Origin of the sequence: Nonomuraea sp. ATR24 (assembly GCF_041950485.1) — a bacterium.
In the GTDB taxonomy this organism is placed as follows: domain Bacteria; phylum Actinomycetota; class Actinomycetes; order Streptosporangiales; family Streptosporangiaceae; genus Nonomuraea; species Nonomuraea ceibae.
Map to the genome: position 1 here is coordinate 301,274 of NZ_JBGNUU010000007.1, position 26,081 is coordinate 327,354.

Consider the following 26,081-nt stretch of genomic DNA (forward strand, 5'->3'; position numbering starts at 1 on the left):
TGCAGGATCGCCCGCGCGCGGGTAAGAGCTCGTCGGAGGGGAGGCGGCACGGTGCTGAGCGACGGCGAGCGCATGCTGGGCGGGCTCCTGCGTGCCAGCCACACGGCCACCCTGGAGGACACCGTCCCCCTGATCGCCGGCCACGCGGCCCTGTCCGGCTTCACCCACACCAAGGTGTACGTGAGCGACCTGCGGCAGCTGACGCTGGTGCCGCTGCCGGGCCAGGTGGACGCCCGGGGCGTGCCGCTGACGCCGGTGTCGATCGACACCACGATGCCGGGGCGGTCCTTCCGCGACGTGGAGGTCGTGCGGGCCAAGGCCGAGGACGAACCGGCGGCCGTGCAGCTGTGGGTGCCGCTGATCGACGGCACCGAGCGGATCGGCGTGCTCGGCGCCACGGTCCAGACCGTGGACGAGACCGTCGAGTGGCGGGCCAGGCAGCTCGCCTCGCTGGTCGCGCTCATCCTGGTGAGCAAGCGGGGCTCCAGCGACTCGTGGGCGGCGCTGGTGCGCGGCGAGCCGATGCTGCTGTCGGCCGAGGTGCTGTGGAACCTGCTGCCGCACGGCAGCTTCGCCAACGACCGGGTGGTGTTCAGCGCCGCGCTGGAGCCGGCCTACGAGGTGGGCGGCGACGCCTACGACTACGGCATCGCGGGCGACAACCTGCATGTGTCGATCTTCGACGCGATGGGGCACGACCTGTCGGCGACGCTGACGGCGACGATGGCGATCGGCGCCTGCCGCAACAGCCGGCTCGCCGGCAAGGATTTGCTGGCCACCAGCGAGGGGATCGACGCGGCGATCGGCGAGCAGTTCGGCCGCACCCGGTTCGCCACCGGCATCCTGGCCGACCTGGACATGGACACCGGCGAGCTCACCTGGATCAACCGCGGCCACCATCCGCCGCTGGTGGTGCGGGACGGCCGGCTGGTCGCCAGCCTCGACAGCGAGCTGCCGTCGCCGCCGATGGGGTTCGGGCTGGGCCTGTCGTCGGGGCTGGAGCGCTATCAGCTGCAGCGCGGCGACCGGCTGCTCCTCTACACCGACGGGATCATCGAGGCGCAGAACCCCGCCGGGGAGCAGTTCGGGCTGGAGCGGTTCGTGGACTTCATCGTGCGCCACGAGGCGGGCGGGCTGTCGGCTCCCGAGACGCTGCGCCGCCTGATCAACTCGATCCTGGACCACCAGCGCGGCCGGCTCCAGGACGACGCCACGGTGGTGACGGTCGAGTGGCAGGCCGACCGGCAGGCCACGATGACCATCTGAGCGCCACGGCCCGCTGGACTTTGCCCCTGGGGGAAGGTCCAGCATGTCCGATGTGGAACTACTGACGATCGGCGCGTTCGCGCGTGCCGTGCGCCTGTCGCCGAAGGCGTTGCGGCTGTACGACGAGCTCGGGCTGCTGCGGCCCGCCCTGGTCGACGGGGAGTCGGGATACCGCTTCTACGATCCGGCCCAGGTGGAGCGGGCCCGGCTGATCGCCTGGCTGCGGCGGCTGGGCATGCCGCTGGCCCGCATCCGCGAGGTGTGCGACCTGGAGCCCGGCGCCGCCGCCGAGGCGGTCGCCGATCACTGGGCGCGGGTGGAGGCCGAGACGGCGGCCCGGGGCAGGCTGGCGACGTTCCTCGTCGACCACCTGTCCGGCGGGGGCGCCGCCGCCGACCACACCGTGGGCGTCCGTTACGCGGCCAGGACCGCGTCCGGGCTGGTGCGCACCAGCAACGAGGACGCCGCCTACGCGGGCGCCCGCCTGCTGGCGGTGGCCGACGGGGTGCGCGGGCCGGGCGGCGAGCTGGCCAGCGCGGCGGCGATCGAGGCGCTCAAGCCGCTGGAGACGCTGGCCGTACCGGAAGGGGACCTGCTCGGCGCGCTCGCCGACGCGGTCGCCAGGGCCGGTGAGGCGATCAAGGAGCTCGCCGGCCCGGGTGAGGCGTCCGCGCGCGGGCCGGCGACCACGCTGACGGCGCTGCTGCGGTCGGGGTCGCGGCTGGCGCTGGTGCACGTCGGCGACACGCGCGCGTACGTGCTGCGCGGCGGCGAGATGTTCCGGATCACCCACGATCACACGCTGGTGCAGGCGATGGTCGACGAGGGCAGGCTGACGCCGGAGGAGGCGGCCTCGCACCCGAGCCGGTCGATGCTGGCCCGCGCGCTGACGGGGGAGGGCGGGACGGAGCCGGACCTGTCGCTGCACGCGGCCGAGGCCGGGGACCGCTACCTGCTGTGCTCCGACGGGCTGTCGGCCGTGGTCGCGCCCGATTCCCTGCACGCGGCGCTGGCGGGCGCCGACGGCCCGGAGGCGGCCCTGGACGCGCTGCTCGCCCTGGCGTACGCGGCGGGCGCGCCCGACAACATCGCGTGCGTCGTGGCCGACGTGGTGGCGTTGTGAGCCGCTTCGCGCTGGACCGCCGGCCGCTGGCCGTCCCGGCGTTCCGGCGGCTGTGGACGGCCTCGGCGGTGTGCGCGGTCGGCGGGTCGTTCAGCGTGGTGGCGGTGCCGGCGCAGCTGTTCGCGATGACGGGCTCGTCGGCGGCGGTGGGCGCGGCGGCCGGGGTGTCGTTCGGCGCGCTGGTGACGGCGTCACTGTGGGCGGGGGCTCGGGCTGATGTGATGGACCGGCGGCGGCTGCTGCTGGCGGCGCACTGCGGACTGGCGCTGACGTACGCGGGGCTGTGGGCGCAGCAGGCCGCCGGGCTGAGGTCGGTCGCGGTGCTGCTGGCGCTGGTGGCCTGCCAGGGCGCCACGTTCGGGACGATCATGGTGACGACGGGCGCGGTGGTGCCCCGGCTGGTGCCCGCCGGGCTGCTGGCCGCCGCGAACAGCCTGAGCTCGCTGGCCCGCTACTCCGGCTCGGTGATCGGGCCGCTGCTGGCGGGCGTGCTGATCCCGGTGACGGGGCTGGGCTCGCTCTACCTGTTCGACGCGCTCGCGCTGCTGGCGGTGGTGTGGGCGGTGTTCCGGCTGCCGCCGATCCCGGCTCCGGAGGGCGGCAGGGGCTCCACGCCCGCCCAGGTGCTGGCCGGGTTCCGCTACCTGGCGGGCAACCGGGTGCTGGTGGCGGTGCTGGCGGTGGACCTGGCCGCGATGGTGTTCGGGATGCCGTCGGCGGTCCTGCCCGAGCTGGCCGGCACGGTGCACGGCGGCCCGGCGGGCGGCGGCGTGGAGCTGGGGCTGCTCTACGCGGCCTACCCGGCGGGGGTGTTCGCGGCGGGGCTGCTGTCGGGGACGTTCACCCGGGCGCGGCGGCAGGGCGCGCTGATGGCGTGGGCCGCCGCCGTGTGGGGGGTGACGGTGGTGCTGCTCGGCCTGGCCGGGCAGCTGTGGCAGGCGCTGGCGGCGCTGCTGCTCGGCGGCGCCGCCAACTTCCTGCTCAGCACGTTCCGCAACGCCATCACCCAGGCGCACACCGACGACGCCGTGCGCGGCCGGGTCCAGGGCTCGCTCACGGTCGTGCTCGTCGGCGGCCCGCAGATCGGCAACCTGCTGCACGGGACCGCCGCGGCCGCGTACGGGCCGCAGGTGACGATCTGCGCCGGCGGGCTGCTCACGGTCGCGGCGGTGGCCCTGATCGCGCGGGCCGCGCCGGGGCTGCGGCGTTACGCGGGCTGATCAGCCGCCGTTCAGCACGGGGACGAGGTGTTCCTCCTCGTAGTCGAGGTGGGCCTCCAGCTCGGCGGTGAGGCGCGCGACCTCGGCGAGCACGTCGCCGCCGCCGCTCGCCACGACTTTCTGCAGCTCGTCCACGAGCTCCTGGATGACGCGGTGCTCCTCGCGGAGCCGGGCCAGCACGGGGGCGAGGTCGGGGCGGGCGCCGTCGAGGTGCGGGAACATACGGGTGTCCTCCATCGTGTGATGGAAGTGCAGTCCCTGGCACAGGTTGAGGCAGTTGATGCGCAGTTGCGCGCCCAGGCCGGCGCCCGACTCGGCCACCTCCTCGCGGATCAGCGCGAGCTCGCGGCGGAAGGCGTCGTGGACGACCTTGAGGAAGTCGCCGCCGCGCAGGTCGGGCGGGCCGCCGGCGGTCTGGGTGAGGGCGACGACGGGCAGCGTGCGCCCGGACTTCGTCTCGTAGTCGGCCCAGGCGGGGTCGGCCTCGACGGCGCGGGCGAAGATCTCGTCGCGCTCGGCGCCGTCCAGGACGACCGCGGTGGCCTCGTACGTGAACGCGCCGTCCTCGACGGTGACGCGCGGGTCGGCCAGGATGTTGTGGAACCAGGCGGGGTGGCGGGGCGAGCCGCCGGCCGAGGCGATGACGAAGATCCGGCTGTTGCCCTCGTCGGCGAGGTAGCCGAGCGGGGTGGTGTGGCGGGCGCCGCTCCTGGCCCCGGTGGTGGTGAGCAGGATGAGGCGGGCCCCTTCGAAGGGCGGGCCGACCCTGCCGTTGCTGGCGCGGAACTGGTCGATGATGGACTGGTTGAAGCCGTTGGGCATGCTGAAGCTCTCTGTCAGGCGTGCGGGAATGCCGGTGATGAGGGGGCGCGCGGGCGCGGTCGGATCAGGCGCTGCCTGTGAGCTGTGAAGTCACGGTATCGTCCCCCTGCTGTCACGGCCTCCATGCCCCCGCCGTCCACCGGGCGACGACACGCGACCTGCCGGATCATTACACGCGGCCTCACCTCAGCTGTCAACATCACCACTATCGCGGACAAACCACCCCTATAGTGGACAACATGGATGGCGTTCTCTCCACCGGCCTGTCGATGGCCGAGCTCGGCGCCCGCGTCCGCGCCGAGCGCCGGGCCCGCGGGCTGTCCATCGACCGGCTGGCCGAGCTCAGCGGCATCAGCCGCAGCATGGTCTCCGAGGTCGAACGGGGCGCCAAGACCCCCAGCGTGCTCGTCCTGGACCGGCTGGCCACCGCCCTCGGCACGTCGATCGCGCGGCTGCTCGACGAGCCCGTCCGCGAGGTGCCGGCCGTGCTGCGGCACGCCGAGCAGCGCGTGGTGCGCGACCCGTCCGGATGGGAGCGCCGGGTGCTGTCACCGGTGCTGCCGAACGTGGAGTTCGAGTTCATGCGCACCACGATCGGGCCGGGCGTCGACGCGGGGGAGTTCGCCGCGCACGCGCCAGGCTCGCGCGAGTACGTCGCCGTCGAGTCCGGCAGCCTGCGCCTGACCGTCGACGACCGGGCCCACGTGCTGCGCGCCGGCGACTCGGCCTACTACCCGGGCGACCGCCGCCACGCCTTCGCCAACGACGACGACGCCACCGACTGCGTGTACTACCTGGCCATGGAGCTGGGCGGGCCCGCCGTCACGCACCACGACCAGCGAACGGAGACCCACCATGGATGAGCTGCGCCACGCCGCGGGCCGCGCCGCCGGCCTCGCCGCCGACCACCTCGGCGGCCTCCGCGAGGAGCCCGTCTGGCGGCCCGTCGCCGACGCCGACCGCCTCTGGCTCACCGGCCAGGACCTGCCCGGCACCGGGCGCGGCCTCGACGAGCTGCTCGACGACGTCCAGGCCCGGGTGCTGCCCTACCCGATGGGCAACGGGCACCCGCGCTTCTTCGGCTGGGTCAACTCGCCGCCCAACCCGGCCGGCGTGCTCGTCGAGCCGCTGGCCGCCGCGCTCAACCCGAGCTGCGCGGGCGGCGACCACGCCGGCCCGCTGCTGGAGCGCACGGTCGTGCGCTGGCTGGCCGGCCTCGTCGGCTTCCCGCACCGGCCCGGCGGCGGGCTGCTGACCAGCGGCGCCTCCATGGCGACGATCATCTGCCTGGCCACCGCCCGGCAGCGCGCCGCCCTCGCCGACGGCTGGGACGTGCGCGAGGAGGGCCTGTCCGGCCGCCCGCCGATGGTCGTGTACGTGTCCGCCGAAGGGCACAGCTGCCTGCGCAAGGCCGCCGAACTGCTCGGCATCGGCTCCCGGCGCATCCGCACCGTCCCGGTCGACGCCGCCTACCGGATGGACGTGGCCGCGCTGCGCTCGATGGTCGCCGAGGACGTGGCGGCCGGGCTGCGGCCGTTCTGCGTGGCGGCGAGCGCGGGCACCGTCAACAGCGGCGCAGTCGACCCGCTCGCCGACATCGCGGCCGTCGCCGCCGAGCACGGGCTCTGGTTCCACGTCGACGGCGCCTACGGGGCGCTCGGCGTGCTGGCCGACCCGTCCGCCTTCGCCGGTCTCGAGCTGGCCGACTCGCTCGCCCTCGACCCGCACAAGTGGCTCGGCGTCCCCGTCGGCTGCGGCTGCGCGCTGCTGCGCGACCCCGCCGAGGCGCGTGCCGCCTTCAGCCTCGTCCCGTCGTACCTGGTGGACGAGAACGCCGACGAGCTGGGCTGGTTCGCCGAGTACGGGCCCGAGCAGACGCGGCCGTTCCGCGCGCTGAAGACGTGGGCGACGATGTCGCACCTTGGCCGCGACGGCATCGAGCGCCTGGTCGGCCACACCACCCGGCTGGCCCGCACGCTCGGCGCGATGGTCGAGGACGCCGCCGACTTCGAGCTGATGGCGCCCGTCGTCACCTCCATCGCCGCCTTCCGCTACCGCCCGGGCTCAGGCGATCCCGACCTGGTGAACCGCGCCCTCCCGGCGGCCGTGCAGCGGCGCGGGGTCACGTTCCTCACCGGCACCCGGCTGGGCGGCGCCGACGCGCTGCGCGCCTGCGTCCTGAGCCCCGCCACCACCGAGGATGACCTGGCGGTGCTGCTGCACGAGATCCGCACCGCCGCCAAAGAGCTGACCGGTTTGCCGGGCTCCGCGGGGCTCCGATAGTGTCGCAGCCGAAAATCGAGGAGGTGAGACCCATTCCCGCTTGTTCCGTCCGGGTGCTCTCACCTCACGCGGCCCGCCGTTCCTGAGGCGACCGGGAGAGCGCCCCGTTCATCCCGAAAGGCGCTCATGTCACTCTCTCCGCCCGCCGTCGTCGCCCGCCTCCGTGCCGCGGGCTGCGTCTTCGCCGAAGACGAGGCCCGCCTGCTCGCCGGCGCGGCCCGCACCCCCGCCGCGCTCGACGCCCTCGTCGAGCGCCGCGCCGCCGGCGAGCCCCTCGAACACGTCCTCGGCTGGGCCGAGTTCCGCGGCCTGCGCGTCGCCGTCGACGCCGGCGTCTTCGTGCCGCGCCCGCGCACCGAGTTCCTCGTCGAGCAGGCGATCGCCCTCGCCGCACCCGGCACGGTGGCCGTCGACCTGTGCTGCGGCACCGGCGCGCTCGGCGCCGCCCTGGTCGCCGCCGTCCCGGGCACCGAGCTGCACGCCGCCGACCTCGACCCGGCCGCCGTCGCCTGCGCCCGCCGCAACCTGCCCGCCGACCGCGTCCACGAGGGCGACCTGTACGAGCCGCTGCCCCCGGACCTGCGCGGGCGGATCGGGCTGCTGCTGGCCAACGTGCCGTACGTGCCGACCGGGGAGATCGGGCTGCTGCCCGCCGAGGCGCGGCTGCACGAGGCGCGGCTCGCGCTCGACGGCGGCGCCGACGGGCTGGACGTGCTGCGCAGGGTGGCCGCCGGGGCGCCCGGCTGGCTCGCCCCGGGCGGGCATCTGCTGTTCGAGACCAGCGACCGCCAGGTCCCGCCCGCCCTGGAGGCCGTCGCCCGCCACGGCCTGGCGCCGCGCGTCGCCCGCTCCGACGCATGGGCCGCCACCGTGATCATCGCCACCCGCCCCCGCTGACCCCCCACGACACCGGCCCTTCCACCGGCCACCGACCACCCGGCGGCGTCGCCCTGGTGGGCGGTGTCAGGCCGTTCGGGTGGTGTCCTGCTGGGCGCGGACTTCGTTCAGGCGGCGGGTCAGGTAGCGGCGTTCGGGGGTGGTCGGCGCGGAGCCGAGGGCTTCGCGGTAGGCGTCGGCTGCCTCGCCGGGGCGGCCGAGGCGGCGGAGGAGGTCGGCGCGGGTGGCGGGCAGCAGGTGGTAGCCCGCGAGCGCGCCGGACTCGCGCAGCCGGTCGGCGAGCGCGAGCCCGGCCGCGGGCCCTTCGGCCATGCCGATGGCGACCGCCCGGTTCAGCTCGACCACCGGGGAGGGCACGAGCCGGGCGAGCCGGTCGTACAGGGCGGCGATCTGGGGCCAGTCGGTGTCGGCGGCCGTGGGGGCGGTGCCGTGGCAGGCGGCGATGGCGGCCTGGATCTGGTAGGGCCCGGCCCGCCCCTGGCGCAGGGCGTCCTCCAGCAGCCGGACGCCTTCGCCGATGCGGTCGGCGTCCCAGCGGGAGCGGTCCTGTTCCTCCAGGGGCACCAGCGCGCCGTCGGGCCCGGTGCGGGTGGCGGCGCGGGCGTCGTGCAGCAGCATGAGCGCGAGCAGCCCCTTGGCCTCGGGCTCGCCGGGCAGCAGTCCGGTGAGCAGCCGGGCCAGGCGGACGGCCTCGCCGCTGAGCCCGCGCCGGACGAGGTCGTCGCCGCCGCTGGCAGAGTAGCCCTCGTTGAACAGCAGGTAGAGCACGCCCAGGACGGAACGCGTCCGTTCGGGGAGCAGGTGGGCGGGCGGCACCCGGTAGGGGATGCCGGCCTGGCGGATCCTGCGCTTGGCGCGTACCAGCCGCTGCGACATGGCCTCCTCCGACACCAGGAAGGCCCGCGCGATCTCCGCCGTGGTGAGCCCGGCGAGGGTGCGCAGGGTGAGCGCCACCCGCTGTTCGAACGGCAGCGCCGGGTGGCAGCAGGTGAACATCAGCCGCAGCCGGTCGTCGGGCACGCCGCTGTCGTCGGCGTCGCCGCCGTCGCCGTCCGGCTCGGACTGCGGGGCGAGCAGGGCGGCCTGGCGGAGTTTGGCCGCCCCGACTGCCTCGCGGCGCAGCCGGTCGGTGGCGCGGTTGCGGGCGGCGGTGGTCAGCCACGCGCCGGGCCTGCGCGGGACGCCGTCGCGGGGCCAGTGGCGCAGCGCCTGCGCGAAGGCGTCCTGGGCGCATTCCTCGGCCAGGTCCCAGTCGCCGGTCATGCGGATGACGGTGGCGACGACGCGCCCCCATTCCTCCTGGAACGCCCGGGTGACGGCCTCCTCGACGTCCTGCACGCTCCGACCCTAGCCCGCCACTTTATACCGGGTTTGACTTATATAAGCTGCGACTGAAATAGTGAGGTCGTGCATGCATTCGACGTACTCGGTGACCCGGTCCGGCGCCGGATCCTGGAGCTGCTCGCCGACGGTGAGCGCAGCTCCGGCGAGGTCACCGCCGTCATCCAGCGCGAGCACGGCATCTCCCAGCCGGCCGTCTCGCAGCATCTCAAGGTGCTGCGCGACAACGGCTTCGCCACCGTGCGCGCCGAGGGCACCCGGCGGCTCTACGCCGTCGACCCGGAGCCGCTGCGCGAGGTCGACCGGTGGCTGGAGCGCTTCCGCGGTTTCTGGAGCCAGCGCCTCGACGCCCTGGCGACGGAGCTGGCCCGCGGCAAGCGCGCCCGCCGCGCCGCCGGCCCGCCCGAGCCGACCACGCCCGGGCCCACCACGAAGGAAGAGTCCGCATGAACATCATCGACGAGGTCACCCGCGCCCACCGCGCGGTGACCGAGAAGGGCGAGACCAAGTCCGTCGTCCTGTCCCGTCACTACGACGCCGCGGCCGAGGACGTGTGGGACGCCCTCACGACGGCCGAGCGGATCAGCCGCTGGCTGCTGCCGATCAGCGGCGACCTGCGCCTGGGCGGCACGTACCAGCTTGAGGGCAACGCCGGCGGGGAGATCCTGGCCTGCGAGCCGCCCGAGCTGCTGAGGGTGACGTGGGTCTTCGGCGACGCGCCCGCCTCGGAGGTCGAGGTGACGCTGGCGCCCGACGGCGACGGCACCCGTTTCGAGCTGACGCACACCGCCGTCGTGGCGGCGGAGTTCTGGTCGCGGTACGGCCCCGGCGCGGTGGGGGTGGGCTGGGACCTGTCCGTGCTCGGCCTCGCCATGCACCTGGCGGGCCTGCCGATCCCCGACCACGAGCACTTCCACGAGACCGAACAGGGGCGCGCCGCCATCGTCGCCAGCAGCCGGGCCTGGGGCGAGGCGCACCTCGCCTCGGGCGCGGACGCCGGGCTCGTCGCGGCGGCCACCGAGGCGACGACCGCCTTCTACGCACCGGAACCGGAGTAGTCGATGTCCCAGAAAGTCACCACCTTTCTCATGTTCGAGGGCAAGGCCGAGGAGGCCATGACCTTCTACGTGTCGCTGTTCGACGACGCGGAGATCGTCGCCGTCACCCGCTACGGCCCGGGCGGGCCCGGCGCGGAGGGCAGCGTGCTGCACGCCACGTTCCGGCTGGCGGGGCAGGAGTACATGGCCATCGACAGCGCGGTGCGCCACGACTTCACGTTCACGCCGTCGATGTCGCTGTACGTGCAGTGCGAGTCGGCGGACGAGATCGAGCGGCTGTACGCGGCTCTGTCGGAGGGCGGCGCGGCGCTGATGCCGCTGGGCGACCACGGCTTCAGCAAGCGCTTCGGCTGGGTCAACGACAGGTTCGGCGTGTCCTGGCAGCTCAACCTGGCCTGAGGGGCGGGTCAGACGAGGCTCTGGCCGCCGTCGACGGGGATGACGGCGCCGGAGACGTAGTTGTCCGACATCAGGAAGATCGGGGCGGCGGCCGCCTCGGCGGGGGTGCCCAGGCGGCCGGGCAGGAAGGCGCGGCCCGCCTCGGCCACGGCCTCGTCGGTGGCCGCGCCCAGCGCGCCGCGGGCCAGCGGCGTGTCGAACACGCCGTAGCGGACGGCGTTCACGCGCACCCGGCGCGGGGCCAGCTCGACGGCCAGCGCCTTGGTGAGGGCCTCGACGGCGCCGATCGCGGCGACGGCGGCGGCCATGCCGGGCAGCGGGCGGGTCGCGTAGAGGCCGGAGGTGAACGTGATGGAGCCGCCGGCGGGCAGGCGGGGGGCGGCGGCGCGGGCGACGGCGTAGGCGCCCCAGAGCCGGCTGTCGACGGCGTCCTGCACGTCGGCGCGCGGGGTGGCGTCGAGCGGGCCGACCTGGAAGCCGCCTGCCGTCACCAGCACGTGGTCGATGGGGCCGGCCTGCTCGAAGACGCGGTCCAGCTCCCGCTCGTCGCCGGCGTCGGCGGCGATCCCGAGCACGGGGTCGTCATGCGTGGCGCCGGGGACGGCCAGGCAGTGGGCGACGGCGGCGTCCAGGCGGGCCTTGTCGCGGGCCACGAGGACGACGCGGGCGCCGAGCGAACGCAGCAGCTCGCCGGCGGCCAGGCCGATGCCGGAGCTGCCGCCGATGACGAGCACGGTGCGGCCGGCGAGCGCGGCGGGCAGCGGGGTGCTGACGGGCATGGGGGCGACGGACATGGTGGTCTCCTTCAGTAATAAACCATCTGGTTGGTTTAGATCGTGGCGTGATTCGGCCTGCATGTCAACCGGATGGTTTAATTCCTTCCATGACGTACGACGCCGAGGCGACCAGGCAGCGGATCTTCGCCGCGGCCAGCGCGGAGTTCGCCGAGCATGGCCTGGCCGGGGCCAGGATCGAGCGCATCGCGACCGCCGCGCGCGCCAACAAGCAGGCGATCTACCTCTACTTCGGCAACAAGGAGAAGCTGTTCGGCGCCGTGGTGGCCGCGCAGTTGCAGGAGATCTGCCACACGCTCGACCTCGACCCGCGCAAGCTGCCCGAGATCGCCGGCCAGCTGTTCGACCGCTACCAGGAGAACCCGGACCTGGTCAGGCTGCTGCTGTGGGAGGCGCTGGAGTCGGGCGACGGCCCGGTGCCGGGCGAGGGGGAGCGCGTCGAGGGCTACCGCGCCAACGTCCGTGCCCTGATGGAGGCCGGCATGCCCGACGAGCGGCGGGCGCGCGACTGGCTGTTCACCCTCATCGGCCTGGTCGCGTGGAACTTCTCGGTGCCGCAACTGCGCCGCCTGATCCTCGACGAGCCCGACCCCGCCGAGGCGCTGGCCCGCCGCCGGGCCGCCGTCATCGAGCTGGCCACCGCGATAGCCGACCGGCTTTGACCAGTTCTGTTGATGCGTAACACATTGTTGGGGGTACGTGGCTGATCGTAATGATCGTCCCTTACGTACGGAGCTCTTGATGCGCATCCGCAGGACCCTGGCCGCCGCCGCGGCCACCACCGCAGCCGCGGCGGGCCTCGTCCTGGCCGCCCCGGCGGCCCACGCCGACCCCGCGCCACAGTGCTGCGTGATCACGACCACGGCCACCGCGCCCAGCACGGCCCTGCTCCTCAGCCTGCTCGGCCTGCCCGCGGCGGCCCTGCCCAAGGGACAGATCGGCCTGACCTGCAACCCGATCCGCGTCATCGCCGCCACGATCGCCGCCACCTGCGCGACCGTCGCGGTGATGTGCGAGAACAACTCCTTCAGCGGCGTGATCGCGCTCGGCTGCCGCGCCCTGACCCCCGAGGAGATCGCCCAGCTCCCCAACCCGCCCAGACCGGCGCCCTGACGGTGCAACACCTGGCGCCCTCCGGCCGTCTCAGTCGGGATGACCATGACAGGAGGGCGTGGGCGTGCAGGACGAGGAGCTGTTCGAGCGGTTCGTCGCCGACCGGGTGGACGTGCTGCTCCGCTACGGCTACGTGCTGACCGGCAATCCGCACGACGCGGCCGATCTGGTGCAGGAGGCCCTGGTGCGGTTACGCGGAGCGTGGGAGCGGGTGCGGCGCAAGCACGACCCGGAGGCGTACGTCAAGACGACGATGAGCCGGCTGCACGTCAACGCCTGGCGGCTGCGGCGGCGCGAGCACGTCACGGCCGAGCCGCCCGACCGGACCTGGCGGGACCGGCCGTACGAGGGGTCGCCGCTGTGGGACACGCTGGCGCGGCTGCCGCGCCGCCAGCGGGCGGTGCTGGTGCTGCGCTACTACGAGCAGCTGAGCGACGCCGAGATCGCCGTCGTCCTGGGCATCTCGCGCGGCACGGTGCGCAGCCAGGCGTCGCGGGCCCTGGACAAGCTGCGCGGTGACGTCCCCGCGATCGTCGAGAGCCTGGGGAGCGTGACGTGAGCGCCGAGCTGGAACGGCGGCTGCGCGAGGAGTTCGCGCGGGCGGCCGGGCACGCGCCGCGGCCGGCGGCCGACCTGCGGACGCGGATCGAGGCGGGGCACCGGCGGCGACGGCGCAGGGGGTCCGTGCTGTCGGCGGCGGCCACGGTCGCGGTGCTGTCGGCGGTCGCCGCGGTGATGGTCCCGCCGGGCGAGCGCGTCGTGGCGGCGCGGCCCTCGCCGACGTTCGCGCCTGCCACACCGGCCGCGCCGCGGGCCCACCCGGTGCCGCCGCCCGTCGAGAAGGTGTGGCCGGGCGTGGTCCGCACCGTTCCCGAGAAGCTGCCGAACGGGCAGCCCATGCGGCCGGAACGGTACCTGGACGACCGGTCGCTGCTGGTGCGGACGGAGGACGTCGACAGGATCGACGCGCTGTGGGCCTACGACGTCAGGAAGCGGACCGCCCGCCGGCTGGTGGACGTGCGCTCGCCGCGCGGCACCGTGGTCACCTCGCCGTTCGTCGCGGTCGGTGAGGGGCTGCTGGCCTGGTGGACGCTGCGCCGCCACGCGGGCGTGCGCGTGGTGGAGATCTGGACGGCCCCGGTCACCGGCGGCACGCAGCGCCAGGTCGCCACGCTGAAGGACGCCCCGCAGGGCATCGACCTGGAGATCGCGGGCGGCCGGCTGGTGTGGTCGCCGTGGGGCCGCGAGGGCGTCTACCGGATGCCGCTGACCGGCGGCAGAGCCGAGCAGGTGGCCGGCTCGGCCGGGCACACCCTGCTGGCGTGGCCGTGGGCCGCCCGCCCCAGGCCCGGCAACCGGCCGACCAAGGAGGCCGCGTTCGGCGGCCTGGTCGATCTGCGCACGGGGGAGCGCAGCCGGGCGTCCGTCGCCGGAGGGGTGTGCGCGGTCACGTGGTGCGTGCACGGCCGCACCGCCTCCCGCCGCGACGGCGGCGGCAGGCGTGAGCTGCCGGGCCCGACCATGATGTCGGTGCCCGCGCTCGACCGCTTCGTGGTGGTCTCCCACGAGCGGACGAGCGAGGTGCTGTACGACCTGGCCACCGGGAAGTCGGGAACGCTGGGTCCGACCGTGTACAGCCCGGTCCTCGACTACCGGACGCCCGGTCTGCTCGTCTACGCGCGGGACGGCGAGCAGGTCGTGGTGGATCTGAAGGCGATCAGGTGAGCAGGGCCGACGGGTCGCGTTCCGGCGGCCCGTCAGGCCACCAGGCGCCGTCGCGGCGGGCGAACGGGTACCAGCGGCCGTCGCGGCCGTAGCGCAGTTGCCGGTCGCCGACGGTCCACTGGTTGCGCCAGGCCTCGACCATCGGCGGCTCGCCCTCCCAGCCGGCCTCCAGCAGCGCGCGGGCGCGGGCCAGGTCCTGCTTGGGCGGCGTCCACGGGCTCTCGAGCGCGTCCAGGCCACCGGCGCCGCCGTGCCGCCAGGCGGCCACCGCCGCGTCGAGGCCCAGGTCGAGCCCGAACTCGGCGGACAGGCGTACCCGGTCCTGGTATTCGGTGAGCGGCGTGGACGCGCCGGTGAGGAGCAGTTCGCGGGCCCGGGAGGCGGCGGAGGCGGCGAGCACCTCCAGCGCGGCCACGTCGACGCCGGGGGCGGGCTCCAGGCCGAGCGGCGTGAACGTGACGTCCAGCGGCGGCGGGTCGGGCAGCGGCGGGACGCCGAGCGCGTAGGCGTCGGCGACGGGGACGCCCTGCGGGGCGGTGGCGGGCACGTCGCGGCGCTGGAGCCCGTCGATGAGCTCGCGCTCGCCGCGCCCCCGCAGGAGCAGCAGCACGAACGGGTCGTCGTCGAGCAGCCAGGACGCCTGGTAGCACAGGGCGGCGGCGTGCTTGCACGGGTGGCCCCAGTCGGGGCAGGAGCATTCGGGCTCCAGGTCGCCGACGGTGGGCAGCAGCGGCACGGCGGCGTCCTCGGCGGCCTCGACCAGGTCGTGCGGCATGTCGCGGTCGAGCAGGGCGGCGATGTGCCCGGCCTTGGCGGCGACCTGGTCGAGGAAGCGTTCCCAGGCGGCGTCGGTGAGCTGTTCGACGCGGACGACGGTGTCGTACTCGTGCTCGGTGACGGCGGCGAGCCGGCCGGGGCTGACGGTGATGGGGCCGACCTGGCCGGTCTTGGCGTAGGCGCGGCCGTTCTTCAGCAGCGTGTGGTCGAGGGAGGTGTCCTCCAGCGCCTTGATCCAGGCGCGGCCCCACCAGGAGGTGGCGAAGCGGGCGCCGGTCCGCTGCGGGGGGAAGGCGGCGAAGCCGCGGGCGTCGGTCATCTCAGCTCCACGAGGGCGGCGAGTTCGGCGTCGGTCAGCTCGGTGAAGGCGGCCTCGCCGGAGGCGAGCACGGCGTCGGCCAGGGAGCGCTTGGCGACGAGCATCTGGGCGATGCGGTCCTCGATGGTGCCTTCGGCGATGAGCCGGTGCACCTGGACGGGCCGGGTCTGGCCGATGCGGTAGGCGCGGTCGGTGGCCTGGTCCTCGACGGCGGGGTTCCACCAGCGGTCGTAGTGGATGACGTGGTCGGCGCGGGTGAGGTTGAGCCCGGTGCCGGCGGCCTTGAGCGACAGCAGGAACACCGGGGCGGCGCCGTCCTGGAAGCGCCGGACCATCTCCTCGCGGCGGGCGACGGGGGTGCCGCCGTGCAGGAGCTGGGTGCCGACGCCGCGCGCGGACAGGTGCTTGTCGAGCAGGCGGGCCATCTGGACGTACTGGGTGAACACCAGGACGGCGCCGTCCTCGGCGACGATGGTGTCGACGAGCTCGTCGAGCAGCTCCAGCTTGCCGGAGCGGCCGGGCAGGCGCGGGTCGGCCTCGTGCAGATACTGGGCGGGGTGGTTGCAAATCTGCTTGAGCCCGGTGAGCAGCTTGACGATGAGGCCGCGCCTGGCCATGCCCTGGGCGCTCTCGATCTGCGTCATGATCTCGCGCACGACGGCCTCGTACAGGCCGGCCTGTTCGGTGGTGAGCGGGACGGGGCGGTCGGTCTCGGTCTTGGGCGGCAGCTCGGGCGCGATGCCGGGGTCGGACTTGCGGCGGCGCAGCAGGAACGGGCCGACGAGGCGGGCCAGCCGTTCGGCGGTGGCCTTGTCGCCGGACTCGACCGGCTTGGCCCACCGGGACCGGAAGCGGGTGAGGGGGCCGAGCAGGCCGGGCGTGGTCCAGTCGAGGATGGCCCACAGCTCCGACAGGTTGTTCTCCACCGGGGTGCCGGTCAGGGCGACGCGGGCGGCGGCGGGGATCTCGCGCAGCGCCTTGGCGGTGCCGGAGGCGGGGTTCTTGACGTGCTGGGCCTCGTCGGCGACGAGCAGCCCCCAGGGGTGCTCGCCGAGCCGGGCGGCGTCCAGCCGCATGGTGCCGTACGTGGTCAGGACGAAGCCGTCGTCGGCCAGGGTGCGCTGGGCGCCGTGGTAGCGGCGTACCGGGACGCCGGGGGCGAACCTGGAGATCTCCCGCTCCCAGTTGCCCATCAGCGAGGCCGGGCAGACGACGAGTGTGGGTCCGGTGCCCTGGCGGGTGAGGTGCAGGGCGATGAGCGTGATGGTCTTGCCCAGGCCCATGTCGTCGGCCAGGCAGCCGCCGAGGCCGAGCGAGGTCATCCTGGCCAGCCAGCGCAGCCCCTGGAGCTGGTAGTCGCGCAGCGTGGCGGCCAGGCCGGGCGGCGGACCGACGTCGGCGGGCTCGGCGAGGCGGTCGCGCAGCTCGCTCAGCCAGGCGCTCGGCTCGACGGGCACGTGCTCGCCGTCGACCTCGACGGTGCCGGTCAGCGCGGCGCCGAGGGCGTCGAGCGCGGTCATCGGCTTGAGGTGGCTGCGGACCTTGCGGGCCACGCCGGGGTCGATGAGGACCCACTGGTCGCGCAGCCGGACGACGGGCCGGTGCGTCTCGGCCAGGTGGCCCATCTCGGCGGCGGTCAGCCGTTCGCCGCCGAGGGCGAGCTGCCAGTCGAAGCTGGTCAGGTGGTGTCCGCCGAGGAAGGAGGGCAGGTCGGAGGGGGCGGTGTCGCGCAGGCCGACGGCGGCGCGCGCGGTCAGGCCGCTGACCAGGGACTTGGGCCAGTGGACCTCGACCCCGGCGGCGTCCAGGCGGGTGGCGGCGCCGGAGAGCAGCTCTTCGAGGTCGGCGTCGCTCAGCGGGAGCTCGTCGGGGACGGCGCTTTCCAGCAGCCGTTCGAGGCGGGGCCAGGCGCGGGCGGCGCGGCGGATGGCCAGGGTGGCCTCGATCCTGGCGCGCCCGCCGAGGCCGGGGTCGCGGCCTTCCCACAGGTCGGCGGCGTCGACCACGAGCGAGGGGTCGGCGAGGCTGTGGAGCTGCATGACGGCGCGGAACTCGCCGCGTGCGGGGTCGTCGGCCTCCAGGCGCAGCGACAGCCGCACACCGGAGTCGAGCCCGGCCGACACCTCTTCGGCCCAGGGGCGCAGGCGGGGCACCTTGACGGGGCGGGCGGCGGCGTAGGCGGTGGTGCCGGTGGCCCGGACGGCTCCGGGGGAACGCGGCATGGCGTCGGCGACCGCGTCCAGGAACGCCCGCACGTGGCTTTCGGCATCGGCCAGGCGCGGCTCGGCGCCCGTCCCCGCGTCCGGCCCCGTCCCTGCCTCTTCCCCCGTCCCCGCGTCGCCGGTCGCGGGAAGGGGGACGGCGCGGGCTTCGGCGGGCATGGCGTCGGCGAGCTCGCGGATGCGGCGGGCGTCGGCGGCGTCGAACGGGCCCGCGCGCCAGGAGTCGTGGTCCTGGCCGGTGACGCCGGGCAGGACGCGGCCGCGGGCGACGAGCTGCAGCGCCACCAGGGCGGCGGCTCCCCAGAACCGGGCGGCGGGGTGGGCGGATTCGTCGGCGCGGGCCCTGGCCAGCGCGGCGACGGCGTCGGCCACGGGGACGCGGGTGGCCGCGACCTCGTGGGTCCCGTCCGGGCGGGCGACGGTTAGGGTGGTGTCGCCGCCGGGGTCGAGGAAGGCCATCCGCCCGCTCCTGGGGGGATCGCCGGGCTCGAAGACGACCGCGTGCCGTACCGAATCCTGTGGAAGACTCACGACCGTACAGTGTACGGTACGTATGGGTGTGGTTTTCCGCACCCAACCTCGGCAGCGATCCTCATCCCAGGTAGAGTTGATCTTCCGTACCCTTATGCGCATGGTTGATTGGGTAGTGGAGTTGATGGACGCCCTCGGAGCGCCGGGGGCCGGAATCGCGATCGCGCTGGAGAACCTCTTCCCGCCGTTGCCGAGCGAAGTGATCCTGCCGCTGTCGGGGTTCACGGCCAGCAAGGGGTCGATGGGTCTGGTCGACGCTCTGATCTGGACGACGCTCGGCTCGGTGGTGGGGGCGCTGGCGCTCTACGGGGTGGGAGCTCTGCTGGGCCGGGAGCGGACGCTGGCGATCGCGGGCAAGCTTCCGCTGGTGAAGATCTCCGACATCGAGAAGACGGAGGCGTGGTTTCTCAAGCACGGCAAGAAGGCGGTGTTCTTCGGGCGGATGATCCCGATCTTCCGCAGCCTCATCTCGATCCCGGCCGGGGTCGAGCGGATGCCGCTGATGCAGTTCACGCTGCTGACGCTGATCGGCAGCGCGATCTGGAACACGGTGTTCGTGATGGCCGGCTACCTGCTGGGCGAGAACTGGCACCTGGTGGAGACGTACGCGGGCATCGGGTCGAAGATCGTGCTCGGCCTCGTGGCGCTGGCGGTGCTGGTCTTCATCGGCGTACGGCTGAGCGAGCGCCGCAAGGGACGGCATGCGGCCGGTCGTTGAGGGCGCGCGGGTCGCCGGCAGGGTGGCTCTGGGCGCGCTCACCGCGCCGGTGGAGCTGATCTTCCTGCTGGTGGCGCCGTTGCTGGGAGGACGGGCGGACGGGGCCGCCCGCCGGCTGGCCGCGCTGGAGGCCAGGCGGCTGCGGCTGGAGGTCTCGGAGCTGGACGCGCTGGTCCAGGGCGACCGGGACCGGCTGCTGCGCTATCTGGCCGCCCGGGCGCCCGTGGGGGTGCTGGGCGGGCTGGTGCTGTTCCTGGTGGGTTTCGGCGTCAAGAGCGTCGTGGCGCTGCTGTGGAGCTGGGGGCACGGGGAGCCGTTCGACGGGATGGCGCCGTCGTGGACGATCGGCGGTTACTTCCTCCTCGTCGGACTTGTCGCACTTTTTTCGCTCTTGTCGGGCCTGGTGGGCGTGCACGTCCTCGAACGCTGGCTGGCAAGCCGGCTGCTGGCCGGCGACCGCACGCTCGCGCTGGAGCGCCGCATCGCCGAGCTGGCCGAGAGCCGGGCGGGCATCGTCGCGGCCGTCGACTCCGAACGGCGGCGGATCGAGCGTGACCTGCACGACGGCCTGCAGCAGCGGCTGGTGGCGCTGTCGATGCTGATCGGACGTTCCCGCCGGGGGCGTCCGGAGCTGCTGGACCAGGCGCACGACGAGGCGCAGCGGGCGCTGGCCGAGCTGCGCGAGGTGGCCTGGCGGGTCTACCCGAGCGGGCTCGACACGTTCGGGCTGGGTGAGGCGCTGGCCGGGGTGTCCGAACGGGCCGGGGTGCCGGTGCGGGTGTCGTGCGAGCTGGCGGAGCGTCCGCCGATGGCGGTGGAGACGGCGGCGTACTTCGTGGTGAGCGAGGCCGTCACCAACGCGGCCAAGCACGCGTCGGCGACCCTGGTCGAGGTGGACGTGCGCCGCGATGGCGGCATGCTCGTCGTGCGCGTACGAGATGACGGGACGGGCGGCGCGAGCGCCGCCGGCGGCGGCCTGTCGGGACTGGGACGGCGGGTGGCGGCGCTGGACGGCGTCTTCGAGGTCGACAGCCCGCCGGGCGGGCCGACGCTGGTGACGGCGGTGCTGCCGTGCGGGTGATCCTGGCCGAGGACTCGACGCTGCTGCGCGAGGGCCTGGTGCGGCTGCTGCTGGAGGAGGGCCACGAGGTGCCCGCGGCCGTCGGCGACGGCGAGGAGCTGGTGGCGGCCGTGGCGGCGCACGTGCCGGACATCGTGGTGGTGGACGTGCGGATGCCGCCCACGCACACCGACGAGGGGCTGCGCGCGGCCCTGGAGATCAGGCGGCGCTGGCCGGGCGTGCGGGTGCTGGTGCTGTCGCAGTACGTGGAGAAGAAGTACGCCACCGAGCTGATGAGCGCGGACGTGGCGGGGGTCGGCTACCTGCTGAAGGATCGCGTGGCACAGGTGGGCGACTTCCTGGACGCGCTGGAGCGGGTGGGCGCGGGGGGCGCGGCGTTCGATCCCGAGGTGGTGCGGCAGTTGCTGGCGCGCACGACGCAGGTGGATCCGCTGGCGCGGCTGACCGCGCGTGAGCGCGAGGTGCTGGAGCGGATGGCGCAGGGGCTGACCAACGCCTCGATCGCGCAGGCGCTGCACGTGTCGCAGAGCGCCGTGGAGAAGCACGTGAACTCGCTGTTCGACAAGCTGAACCTGTCGCACGCCACCGGCTACAGCCGCCGCGTGCTGGCCATCCTGCACTTCCTGGAGTCCTAGACCCTCCCCGGAGCCGCCTCCGGGGAGTGCTTCAGGCGCCTTGACAAATTTTTTTGTCGGCTGCAGGATGGAGCCCACCCGAGAAGGAGGTTCCTCCATGAGGAAGATCATCGCCGGCCTGTTCGTGTCGCTCGACGGCGTCGTCGAAGCGCCTCAGACCTGGCATTTCCCCTACTATGACGAGGACATGGGCCGGTCCGTCGGCGCGCTCATGGACCGGGGCGAGGCCCTGCTCCTGGGCCGCGGCACCTACGAGGAGTTCGCCGCGCACTGGCCGCATCAGAACCCGGACGAGGATCCGATGGCCAAGCTGCTCAACGACATCCCCAAGTACGTGGTCTCCACCACCCTGGCCGACCCCGCCTGGCACAACACCACGGTCGTCGGCTACGACCAGGTGGCGGCGCTCAAGCGGGAGCCGGGCGGCGACATCGGCATGAGCGGCAGCCCCGCGCTGGTGCGCTCGCTGCTGCGCGACGGGCTGCTGGACGAGCTGCACCTGCTCGTGCACCCGCTCGTCGTGGGCGGCGGCCAGAAGCTGTTCGACGACGCGACCGGGCGGGTCCCGCTGCGGCTGACCTCCTCCACCACGTTCGGCACCGGCGTGCTGGACCTGACCTACGAAAGGGTCTGACATGGCCGGCAAGACCGTCTGCGAGAAGCTGCTGATCAAGCCCGGCGCCTCGGTGTGGATCTCTCACGCCGAGCACCGGCCGCTGCTGGACCCGCTGCCCGAGGACGTGACCCTGGCCGCCGGGCCCGGCGAGGCGGGGGTCGCGGTGCTGTTCGCCTCCGGCGCGGACGAGGCGCGCCGGCTGCTCGACGAGCACCGCGACGGGCTCACCCGGCCCGCGGTGCTGTGGGTGGCCTACCCGAAGGGCAACAAGGCCGACGTCAACCGGGACACGCTCTGGCCCATCGTGGGCGAGTACGGGCTGCGCCCCAACGGGCAGGTGGCGGTGGACGAGGTGTGGTCGGCGCTGCGCTTCCGGCCGCTGAAGGAGGGCGAGCCGCCGTTCACGGGCGGGCGCTCGTGACCGCCGGCAGCCACGTGCCCGGCCCTGGCCTGGCCCTGGAGATCATCGTCAGGATCCTGGTGTGGCTGGCCCGTGACGGCGAGCGGCAGGCGGCCATGCTCGGCCGCGGCCGGCTCCCGGTCGACGAGCTCGCGCTGGAGTACGACGGCGCGCTGGCGACGCTCTGGGTCCTGAAGGAGGCCCGGACCCTGAGCCCGGGCGTCATCGGCGAGCTGGAGCGCCTCGACCGCCGCCTGGAGGCGATGAGCGGGGAGGAGAACGCGCGCCTGTGGACCCCCGCCGCCCTGTGCGAGGCGGCGGAGTGGGCGACGGTGCGGGAGCTGGCCCGGGAGGTCCTGGCCGACGTGGAGCGCGAGACGGGGATCCGCGGCGAGGCCGTGGCCCGGGAGTCGATCTGACCCCGCCCGCGCTCCTTGTCAGCCGGTGTGCAGGATCCGGAAGCGGCCGGGGTGTCCGGGGTCGCGGTCGGCGACCTGGACGGGCGGCCACGCCCACTGCCGGACGTTGATGCCCGGCACGTCGGAGAACCGGATCGTCCCCCGGGTGCCCTCGACGTCCACGTGCGGCCAGGCGTCGGCGATGCGCGCCCGGTCGGCGCCGTGGGAGCGCAGCACGCCGGCCAGCACGGTGATCGTGTCGTAGCCCTCGAAGGCGACGAAGGACGGCGTTTCGGCCAGCTGTTCGCGCAGGGCGGTCTCGACGCGGGCGCCGAGCGGGGTCAGCCGCTCGGGCAGGTAGCGCAGGAACGGTATCGCGGCGCCGTCGCCGCCCAGCGCGGCGGCCCAGCCGGCGAACTCCGGCTGTCCGGCCGGGGCGCCGATCAGGAGGCCGGCCAGGCGGGGGTCGCGGCGGACGGCCCGGACGATCGGCACGGCGGGCTCGGGGGTGCCGACCAGGAGCAGCAGGGCGGTGGCGCCCTGGGCGGCGAGTTCGTCGCACGCGGCGGCGGGGGTGAGCGCGCGCATGTCGAGCTCGGCGAGCGTGCCGCCGCGCGGTGTGAGGTGCTCGCGGAGGATGCGGGTGCCGGAGGCCCAGTACAGGGTCGGCTCGGTGGCCACGGCGACGCGGCGGTGGCCGGCGCCGAGCAGGAAGTCCGCGTAGATCCGCCAGCCGTGGGACTGGGCGGGCGCCAGGCGCGCGACCGTTTTCGCGGGCTGTTCGGTGAGCGCGTCGAGGACCGCCGACGAGCAGAGGAACGGCAGGCCGAGGGCGTCGGCCCGGGTGGCGGCGGCGCGCGCGACGACGCTGTGGTACTCGCCCGCCACGGCGGCGACGCCGAGACCGGCCAGCTCCTCCACGGCGGCCTCGGCCTTGCCCGGGTCGGCGGCGGTGTCGCGGACGAGCAGTTCGAGCGGCCGTCCGGCGATGCCGCCGTCGTCGTTGACGTGGCGGGCGGCCAGTTCGAGCCCGGCGAGCAGGTGGCGGCCCGCCTCGGTCCAGCCGGGCCGGGTCAGCGGGACGAGCGCGCCGATCCGGACGACTGACCCGTCGATCCGCTCCGCCTGCGATGGTGGCGTGTCCATGCGTGGTGTCTCCCGTGTGCAGATTGTCTGCATTATGCCGGGATCTCCGGTCCAGCATCGGCCCGGCGCCGCGCACGCCGTCTAGTCGTGGCCGCCGAGGTAGGCGTGCAGGCGGGCGGCGGCTTCGAGCATGGCGGTGGCCCGTCCGGTGAGCTCGGCCTGGCGGTGGGTGATGGCGGCGCGCAGCGCGGCGCTGCCCCCGGTGCGGCGCAGCCCGTCCAGCACGAGCCTGATCTGCGGGAACGGGTAGCGGCCCTGGCGCAGGATGGCGACCATGCGGGCGTCGCGGACGTCGGCCGGGCCGTAGGTGCGGTAGCGGGTGCCGTGCTCGCGGCGGGGTTTGAGCAGCCCGGCCGACTCCCACAGCCGCAGGGCCGAGGCGCGCACGCCGAGGTGGGCGGCGACCTCGCCGATGCGCAGGCCGGAGCGGGGCGCCTGGGTGGTGTCCTGCCCGGCGACGGCTTCCAGCGCCTCGCCGGTGGCGCGCAGGGCCAGGCGCTGCTCGTGCAGCTCGGCGTGGCCGGCGTCGATGAGCGTGAGGGCGACGGGCACCTGGCCGTCGTGGACGGCCTGCATGATGGCCCGGGCCAGGTCGCGGCCGAACCCGGCGGCCAGCGCCTGGTAGGCGAGCAGGGCGCGGCGGTGGCGGGCGTCGAAGCGGCGGTAGCCGGCCGGGGTGCGGGGCGTGGGCGGCAGGATGCCCTCGTCGGCGTAGTTGCGGATCTGCTGCGTCGACACGCCCGCCAGCCGGGCCAGGTCGATGGGCCGCACCGCACCTCCAGGGTTACGTCAGATTTTAAGGTTAGCCAGTGAAAACCCAGCAAATCTCGCCAAAAGTCTATATCGGCACTTTAATGGCAAACTTGAAGCCATGAATGGCGGAAGCTCACCTGCTCACGATCACACCGCGGCCGACAGCCACGACCACATCCAGGTCCGGGGCGCGCGCGAGAACAACCTCACCGGCGTCTCCCTCGACATTCCCAAGCGGCGGCTCACCGTCTTCACCGGGGTCTCCGGCTCCGGCAAGTCCTCGCTGGTCTTCGAGACGATCGCGGCGGAGTCACGCCGGCTGATCAACGAGACCTATACGGCGTTCCTGCAGGGGTTCATGCCGAGCCTGGCGCGCCCGGACGTCGACGCCCTGCACAACCTGAGCGCGGCGATCATCGTCGACCAGGAGCGGATGGGCTCCAACGCCCGCTCGACCGTCGGCACCGCGACCGACGCGTACACGATGCTGCGCATCGTCTTCAGCCGGATCGCCACCCCGCACGTCGGCCCGCCGATGGTCTTCAGCTTCAACCTGCCGGCCGGGATGTGCCCGGCGTGCGAGGGCCTGGGCAAGATCACCGACATCGAGGTGGACGAGCTCGTCGACCGGTCGCTGTCGCTGAAGGAGGGCGCGATCAAGGTGCCCGGCTACGGCGTCGACACCTGGCCGTGGCAGATCATCGTCGGCTCCGGCTTCTTCGACCCCGACCGCAAGCTGGCCGACTACACCGAGACCGAGTGGGCCGACTTCCTGCACAAGGAGCCGGTCAAGGTCAAGGTGGGCGCCAGCAACTTCACCTACGAGGGCCTGGTCCCCAAGGTGCGGCGCAGCTTCCTGGGCAAGGACCGCGAGTCGATGAAGGGGCAGACGCGGGCGTTCGCCGACCGGGCGGTGCAGCTGACCACCTGCCCCGACTGCAAGGGCACCCGGCTCAACGAGGCGGCCCGCTCGGCGACGATCGACGGCGTCGACATCGCGGCGTGCTCGTCGATGCAGATCAGCGACCTGGCGGCGTTCGTCGCGGGCATCTCCGACCCGACGGTGGGCCCGGTGGTGCAGGGGCTGCGTGACACGCTGGAGTCGCTGGTGGAGATCGGGCTGGGCTATCTGAGCCTGGACCGGGAGTCCTCGACGCTGTCGGGCGGCGAGGCGCAGCGGGTGAAGATGGTGCGCCATCTCAACTCCAGCCTGACGGACGTCACGTACGTGTTCGACGAGCCGACGGCGGGCCTGCACCCGCACGACATCCAGCGGATGAACGACCTGCTGCTGCAGTTGCGCGACAAGGGCAACACGGTGCTGGTGGTCGAGCACAAGCCGGAGACGATCAGGATCGCCGACCACGTGGTCGACCTGGGACCGGGCGCGGGCGCGGCCGGCGGCACGCTGTGTTACGCGGGCGACCTGGCGGGGCTGCGCGCCTCGGGGTCGCTGACCGGCCGCTACCTGGACCACCGGGTCACGCTGCGCGAGTCGGTGCGGCAGCCGTCGGGGTGGCTGCCGATCCGCGGCGCCACCCAGCACAACCTGCGTGACGTGAGCGTGGACCTGCCGGCGGGCGTGCTCACGGTCGTCACCGGGGTGGCGGGGTCGGGCAAGAGCTCGCTCATCCACGGCAACCTGGCGGGCCGCGACGGCGTGATCGTGGCCGACCAGTCGCCGATCCGCGGCTCGCGGCGCAGCAACCCGGCCACCTACACCGGCGTGCTCGACCCCATCCGGGCGGCGTTCGCGAAGGCCAACGGGGTCAAGCCGGGCCTGTTCAGCGCCAACTCCGAGGGGGCCTGCCCGGCGTGCAAGGGCATCGGGCTGATCTACACCGATCTGGCGATGATGGCCGACGTGGCGACCGTGTGCGAGGAGTGCGACGGCAAGCGGTTCACGCCGCAGGTGCTGTCCTACACGCTGCGCGGCAAGAACATCAGCGACGTGCTGGGCATGTCGGTGTCGCAGGCGCGCGAGTTCTTCACCTCGGGGCCGGCGCGGGCGATCCTGGACCGGCTGGAGGCGGTGGGGCTGGGGTACGTGGCGCTGGGCCAGCCGCTGACGACGCTGTCGGGCGGTGAGCGGCAGCGGCTGAAGCTGGCCATCCACATGGCGAAGAACGGCACCACGTACATCCTGGACGAGCCCACCACGGGCCTGCACCTGGCGGACGTGGACCGGCTGCTGGCGCTGCTGGACCGGCTGGTCGACGACGGCAACACGGTGATCGTGATCGAGCATCACCAGGCGGTGATGGCGCACGCGGACTGGATCGTGGACCTGGGGCCGGGCGCGGGTCACGACGGCGGCCAGGTGGTCTTCACGGGCACGCCGGGCGAGCTCGTCGCCTCCGGCACGTCGCTGACGGCCCGGCACCTGCGCCTGTACGTGGACGGCGAGTAGCGGGCGGTCACCGCCGCCGCCGTGGTGCGGGCGG

At 74.1% G+C, this 26,081-nt stretch carries 27 protein-coding genes; 20 read left to right on the forward strand and 7 right to left on the reverse strand.

The window, feature by feature from the left end; translation table 11 throughout:
• Positions 1-51: 51 nt before the first annotated feature.
• The 3 genes from ACBI99_RS20705 to ACBI99_RS20715 are packed head-to-tail and all read left to right on the forward strand — an operon-like array spanning position 52 to position 3,609.
• On the forward strand, positions 52-1,266 hold the full coding sequence (locus tag ACBI99_RS20705) for a PP2C family protein-serine/threonine phosphatase (RefSeq protein ID WP_375073110.1): 1,215 nt from the start codon (positions 52-54) through the stop codon (positions 1,264-1,266).
• A gap of 52 nt (positions 1,267-1,318) precedes the next feature.
• Positions 1,319-2,389 (forward strand): MerR family transcriptional regulator, encoded by a 1,071-nt coding sequence (locus ACBI99_RS20710; RefSeq protein WP_308126117.1) that lies wholly within the window; start codon positions 1,319-1,321, stop codon positions 2,387-2,389.
• A complete protein-coding gene (locus ACBI99_RS20715; RefSeq protein ID WP_375073111.1) occupies positions 2,386-3,609 on the forward strand; it encodes an MFS transporter in 1,224 nt (407 codons plus the stop codon). The genes ACBI99_RS20710 and ACBI99_RS20715 overlap by 4 nt, the downstream gene beginning before the upstream one ends.
• Here the strand turns inward: ACBI99_RS20715 and ACBI99_RS20720 are convergent, their stop codons facing one another.
• Complete coding sequence (locus ACBI99_RS20720) at positions 3,610-4,431, reverse strand: nitroreductase/quinone reductase family protein (protein ID WP_375073112.1); 822 nt, start codon at positions 4,429-4,431, stop codon at positions 3,610-3,612. It lies immediately after the preceding gene.
• Positions 4,432-4,670: 239 nt separating this feature from the next.
• On the opposite strand from ACBI99_RS20720, the gene ACBI99_RS20725 reads away from it, so the two are divergent.
• The 3 genes from ACBI99_RS20725 (at position 4,671) to ACBI99_RS20735 (ending at position 7,611) form a co-directional block, all read left to right on the forward strand.
• A complete protein-coding gene (locus tag ACBI99_RS20725; protein WP_375073113.1) occupies positions 4,671-5,294 on the forward strand; it encodes a helix-turn-helix domain-containing protein in 624 nt (207 codons plus the stop codon).
• Positions 5,287-6,714 (forward strand): pyridoxal phosphate-dependent decarboxylase family protein, encoded by a 1,428-nt coding sequence (locus ACBI99_RS20730; RefSeq protein WP_375073114.1) that lies wholly within the window; start codon positions 5,287-5,289, stop codon positions 6,712-6,714. Before ACBI99_RS20725 ends, ACBI99_RS20730 begins: the two co-directional genes overlap by 8 nt.
• A 126-nt stretch (positions 6,715-6,840) precedes the next feature.
• Positions 6,841-7,611 (forward strand): putative protein N(5)-glutamine methyltransferase, encoded by a 771-nt coding sequence (locus tag ACBI99_RS20735; protein WP_219514509.1) that lies wholly within the window; start codon positions 6,841-6,843, stop codon positions 7,609-7,611.
• A gap of 66 nt (positions 7,612-7,677) precedes the next feature.
• On the opposite strand, the gene ACBI99_RS20740 is transcribed toward ACBI99_RS20735, so the two are convergent.
• Complete coding sequence (locus ACBI99_RS20740) at positions 7,678-8,949, reverse strand: RNA polymerase sigma factor (RefSeq protein ID WP_375073115.1); 1,272 nt, start codon at positions 8,947-8,949, stop codon at positions 7,678-7,680.
• Between the two features lie 69 nt (positions 8,950-9,018).
• Here ACBI99_RS20740 and ACBI99_RS20745 point away from each other — a divergent pair, with 69 nt between their 5' ends.
• The 3 genes from ACBI99_RS20745 to ACBI99_RS20755 are packed head-to-tail and all read left to right on the forward strand — an operon-like array spanning position 9,019 to position 10,409.
• On the forward strand, positions 9,019-9,402 hold the full coding sequence (locus tag ACBI99_RS20745) for a helix-turn-helix transcriptional regulator (protein ID WP_219514564.1): 384 nt from the start codon (positions 9,019-9,021) through the stop codon (positions 9,400-9,402).
• Positions 9,399-10,010, forward strand: a complete 612-nt coding sequence (locus tag ACBI99_RS20750) for an SRPBCC family protein (protein ID WP_364183787.1) — start codon at positions 9,399-9,401, stop codon at positions 10,008-10,010. The genes ACBI99_RS20745 and ACBI99_RS20750 overlap by 4 nt, the downstream gene beginning before the upstream one ends.
• 3 nt (positions 10,011-10,013) lie before the next feature.
• On the forward strand, positions 10,014-10,409 hold the full coding sequence (locus tag ACBI99_RS20755) for a VOC family protein (RefSeq protein WP_375073116.1): 396 nt from the start codon (positions 10,014-10,016) through the stop codon (positions 10,407-10,409).
• Between the two features lie 8 nt (positions 10,410-10,417).
• On the opposite strand, the gene ACBI99_RS20760 is transcribed toward ACBI99_RS20755, so the two are convergent.
• Complete coding sequence (locus tag ACBI99_RS20760; RefSeq protein WP_375073117.1) at positions 10,418-11,203, reverse strand: SDR family NAD(P)-dependent oxidoreductase; 786 nt, start codon at positions 11,201-11,203, stop codon at positions 10,418-10,420.
• 89 nt (positions 11,204-11,292) lie between these two features.
• On the opposite strand from ACBI99_RS20760, the gene ACBI99_RS20765 reads away from it, so the two are divergent.
• From ACBI99_RS20765 to ACBI99_RS20780, 4 genes are all read left to right on the forward strand, one after another.
• The gene (locus ACBI99_RS20765; protein WP_219514573.1) at positions 11,293-11,865 is read left to right on the forward strand and encodes a TetR family transcriptional regulator; all 573 of its coding nucleotides are present in this window, start codon (positions 11,293-11,295) and stop codon (positions 11,863-11,865) included.
• 79 nt (positions 11,866-11,944) lie between these two features.
• Positions 11,945-12,316, forward strand: coding sequence for a hydrophobin family protein (locus ACBI99_RS20770; protein ID WP_219514576.1), 372 nt, complete (start codon positions 11,945-11,947; stop codon positions 12,314-12,316).
• 58 nt (positions 12,317-12,374) lie between these two features.
• A complete protein-coding gene (locus ACBI99_RS20775; RefSeq protein ID WP_308126118.1) occupies positions 12,375-12,875 on the forward strand; it encodes a SigE family RNA polymerase sigma factor in 501 nt (166 codons plus the stop codon).
• Positions 12,872-14,041, forward strand: coding sequence for a hypothetical protein (locus tag ACBI99_RS20780; RefSeq protein WP_375073118.1), 1,170 nt, complete (start codon positions 12,872-12,874; stop codon positions 14,039-14,041). The genes ACBI99_RS20775 and ACBI99_RS20780 overlap by 4 nt, the downstream gene beginning before the upstream one ends.
• On the opposite strand, the gene ACBI99_RS20785 is transcribed toward ACBI99_RS20780, so the two are convergent.
• Both ACBI99_RS20785 and ACBI99_RS20790 read right to left on the reverse strand, forming a co-directional pair.
• Entirely contained in the window at positions 14,034-15,137 is a 1,104-nt protein-coding gene (locus ACBI99_RS20785) for an SWIM zinc finger family protein (protein ID WP_219514593.1), read from the reverse strand. The two genes, ACBI99_RS20780 and ACBI99_RS20785, sit on opposite strands and share 8 nt — an antisense overlap.
• A complete protein-coding gene (locus ACBI99_RS20790) occupies positions 15,134-17,890 on the reverse strand; it encodes a DEAD/DEAH box helicase (protein ID WP_375073119.1) in 2,757 nt (918 codons plus the stop codon). Before ACBI99_RS20790 ends, ACBI99_RS20785 begins: the two co-directional genes overlap by 4 nt.
• Positions 17,891-17,990: 100 nt before the next feature.
• Between ACBI99_RS20790 and ACBI99_RS20795 the strand changes: the two genes are divergently transcribed.
• The 6 genes from ACBI99_RS20795 to ACBI99_RS20820 all read left to right on the forward strand — a co-directional run bounded on the left by ACBI99_RS20795 (position 17,991) and on the right by ACBI99_RS20820 (position 21,759).
• Positions 17,991-18,608 (forward strand): DedA family protein, encoded by a 618-nt coding sequence (locus ACBI99_RS20795; RefSeq protein WP_219514597.1) that lies wholly within the window; start codon positions 17,991-17,993, stop codon positions 18,606-18,608.
• Complete coding sequence (locus ACBI99_RS20800) at positions 18,592-19,689, forward strand: sensor histidine kinase (protein WP_375073120.1); 1,098 nt, start codon at positions 18,592-18,594, stop codon at positions 19,687-19,689. Before ACBI99_RS20795 ends, ACBI99_RS20800 begins: the two co-directional genes overlap by 17 nt.
• Positions 19,680-20,324, forward strand: a complete 645-nt coding sequence (locus tag ACBI99_RS20805; protein WP_375073121.1) for a response regulator — start codon at positions 19,680-19,682, stop codon at positions 20,322-20,324. The genes ACBI99_RS20800 and ACBI99_RS20805 overlap by 10 nt, the downstream gene beginning before the upstream one ends.
• Positions 20,325-20,421: 97 nt before the next feature.
• Positions 20,422-20,958: a dihydrofolate reductase family protein gene (locus ACBI99_RS20810; protein ID WP_219514608.1), complete on the forward strand. Its 537-nt coding sequence runs from the start codon at positions 20,422-20,424 to the stop codon at positions 20,956-20,958.
• 1 nt (position 20,959) lies between these two features.
• On the forward strand, positions 20,960-21,361 hold the full coding sequence (locus ACBI99_RS20815) for a hypothetical protein (RefSeq protein WP_357592909.1): 402 nt from the start codon (positions 20,960-20,962) through the stop codon (positions 21,359-21,361).
• Positions 21,358-21,759: a hypothetical protein gene (locus tag ACBI99_RS20820; RefSeq protein ID WP_375073122.1), complete on the forward strand. Its 402-nt coding sequence runs from the start codon at positions 21,358-21,360 to the stop codon at positions 21,757-21,759. The genes ACBI99_RS20815 and ACBI99_RS20820 overlap by 4 nt, the downstream gene beginning before the upstream one ends.
• 18 nt (positions 21,760-21,777) lie before the next feature.
• On the opposite strand, the gene ACBI99_RS20825 is transcribed toward ACBI99_RS20820, so the two are convergent.
• Entirely contained in the window at positions 21,778-22,884 is a 1,107-nt protein-coding gene (locus ACBI99_RS20825; RefSeq protein ID WP_375073123.1) for an ABC transporter substrate-binding protein, read from the reverse strand.
• Between the two features lie 81 nt (positions 22,885-22,965).
• Positions 22,966-23,655, reverse strand: coding sequence for a MerR family transcriptional regulator (locus tag ACBI99_RS20830; protein WP_219514620.1), 690 nt, complete (start codon positions 23,653-23,655; stop codon positions 22,966-22,968).
• Between the two features lie 100 nt (positions 23,656-23,755).
• Between ACBI99_RS20830 and ACBI99_RS20835 the strand changes: the two genes are divergently transcribed.
• Entirely contained in the window at positions 23,756-26,047 is a 2,292-nt protein-coding gene (locus ACBI99_RS20835) for an ATP-binding cassette domain-containing protein (protein ID WP_375073124.1), read from the forward strand.
• The last annotated feature ends 34 nt before the right edge of the window (positions 26,048-26,081 follow it).

Bases quoted from the DNA above. Each gene is read 5' to 3' on its own strand.
- ACBI99_RS20720 (WP_375073112.1), bottom strand. From the start codon at position 4,431: ATGCCCAACGGCTTCAACCAGTCCATCATCGACCAGTTCCGCGCCAGC.
- ACBI99_RS20725 (WP_375073113.1), top strand. From the start codon at position 4,671: ATGGATGGCGTTCTCTCCACCGGCCTGTCGATGGCCGAGCTCGGCGCC.
- ACBI99_RS20730 (WP_375073114.1), top strand. From the start codon at position 5,287: ATGGATGAGCTGCGCCACGCCGCGGGCCGCGCCGCCGGCCTCGCCGCC.
- ACBI99_RS20735 (WP_219514509.1), top strand. From the start codon at position 6,841: ATGTCACTCTCTCCGCCCGCCGTCGTCGCCCGCCTCCGTGCCGCGGGC.
- ACBI99_RS20750 (WP_364183787.1), top strand. From the start codon at position 9,399: ATGAACATCATCGACGAGGTCACCCGCGCCCACCGCGCGGTGACCGAG.
- ACBI99_RS20755 (WP_375073116.1), top strand. From the start codon at position 10,014: ATGTCCCAGAAAGTCACCACCTTTCTCATGTTCGAGGGCAAGGCCGAG.
- ACBI99_RS20760 (WP_375073117.1), bottom strand. From the start codon at position 11,203: ATGTCCGTCGCCCCCATGCCCGTCAGCACCCCGCTGCCCGCCGCGCTC.
- ACBI99_RS20765 (WP_219514573.1), top strand. From the start codon at position 11,293: ATGACGTACGACGCCGAGGCGACCAGGCAGCGGATCTTCGCCGCGGCC.
- ACBI99_RS20770 (WP_219514576.1), top strand. From the start codon at position 11,945: ATGCGCATCCGCAGGACCCTGGCCGCCGCCGCGGCCACCACCGCAGCC.
- ACBI99_RS20785 (WP_219514593.1), bottom strand. From the start codon at position 15,137: ATGACCGACGCCCGCGGCTTCGCCGCCTTCCCCCCGCAGCGGACCGGC.
- ACBI99_RS20795 (WP_219514597.1), top strand. From the start codon at position 17,991: ATGGTTGATTGGGTAGTGGAGTTGATGGACGCCCTCGGAGCGCCGGGG.
- ACBI99_RS20800 (WP_375073120.1), top strand. From the start codon at position 18,592: ATGCGGCCGGTCGTTGAGGGCGCGCGGGTCGCCGGCAGGGTGGCTCTG.
- ACBI99_RS20810 (WP_219514608.1), top strand. From the start codon at position 20,422: ATGAGGAAGATCATCGCCGGCCTGTTCGTGTCGCTCGACGGCGTCGTC.
- ACBI99_RS20815 (WP_357592909.1), top strand. From the start codon at position 20,960: ATGGCCGGCAAGACCGTCTGCGAGAAGCTGCTGATCAAGCCCGGCGCC.
- ACBI99_RS20825 (WP_375073123.1), bottom strand. From the start codon at position 22,884: ATGGACACGCCACCATCGCAGGCGGAGCGGATCGACGGGTCAGTCGTC.
- ACBI99_RS20835 (WP_375073124.1), top strand. From the start codon at position 23,756: ATGAATGGCGGAAGCTCACCTGCTCACGATCACACCGCGGCCGACAGC.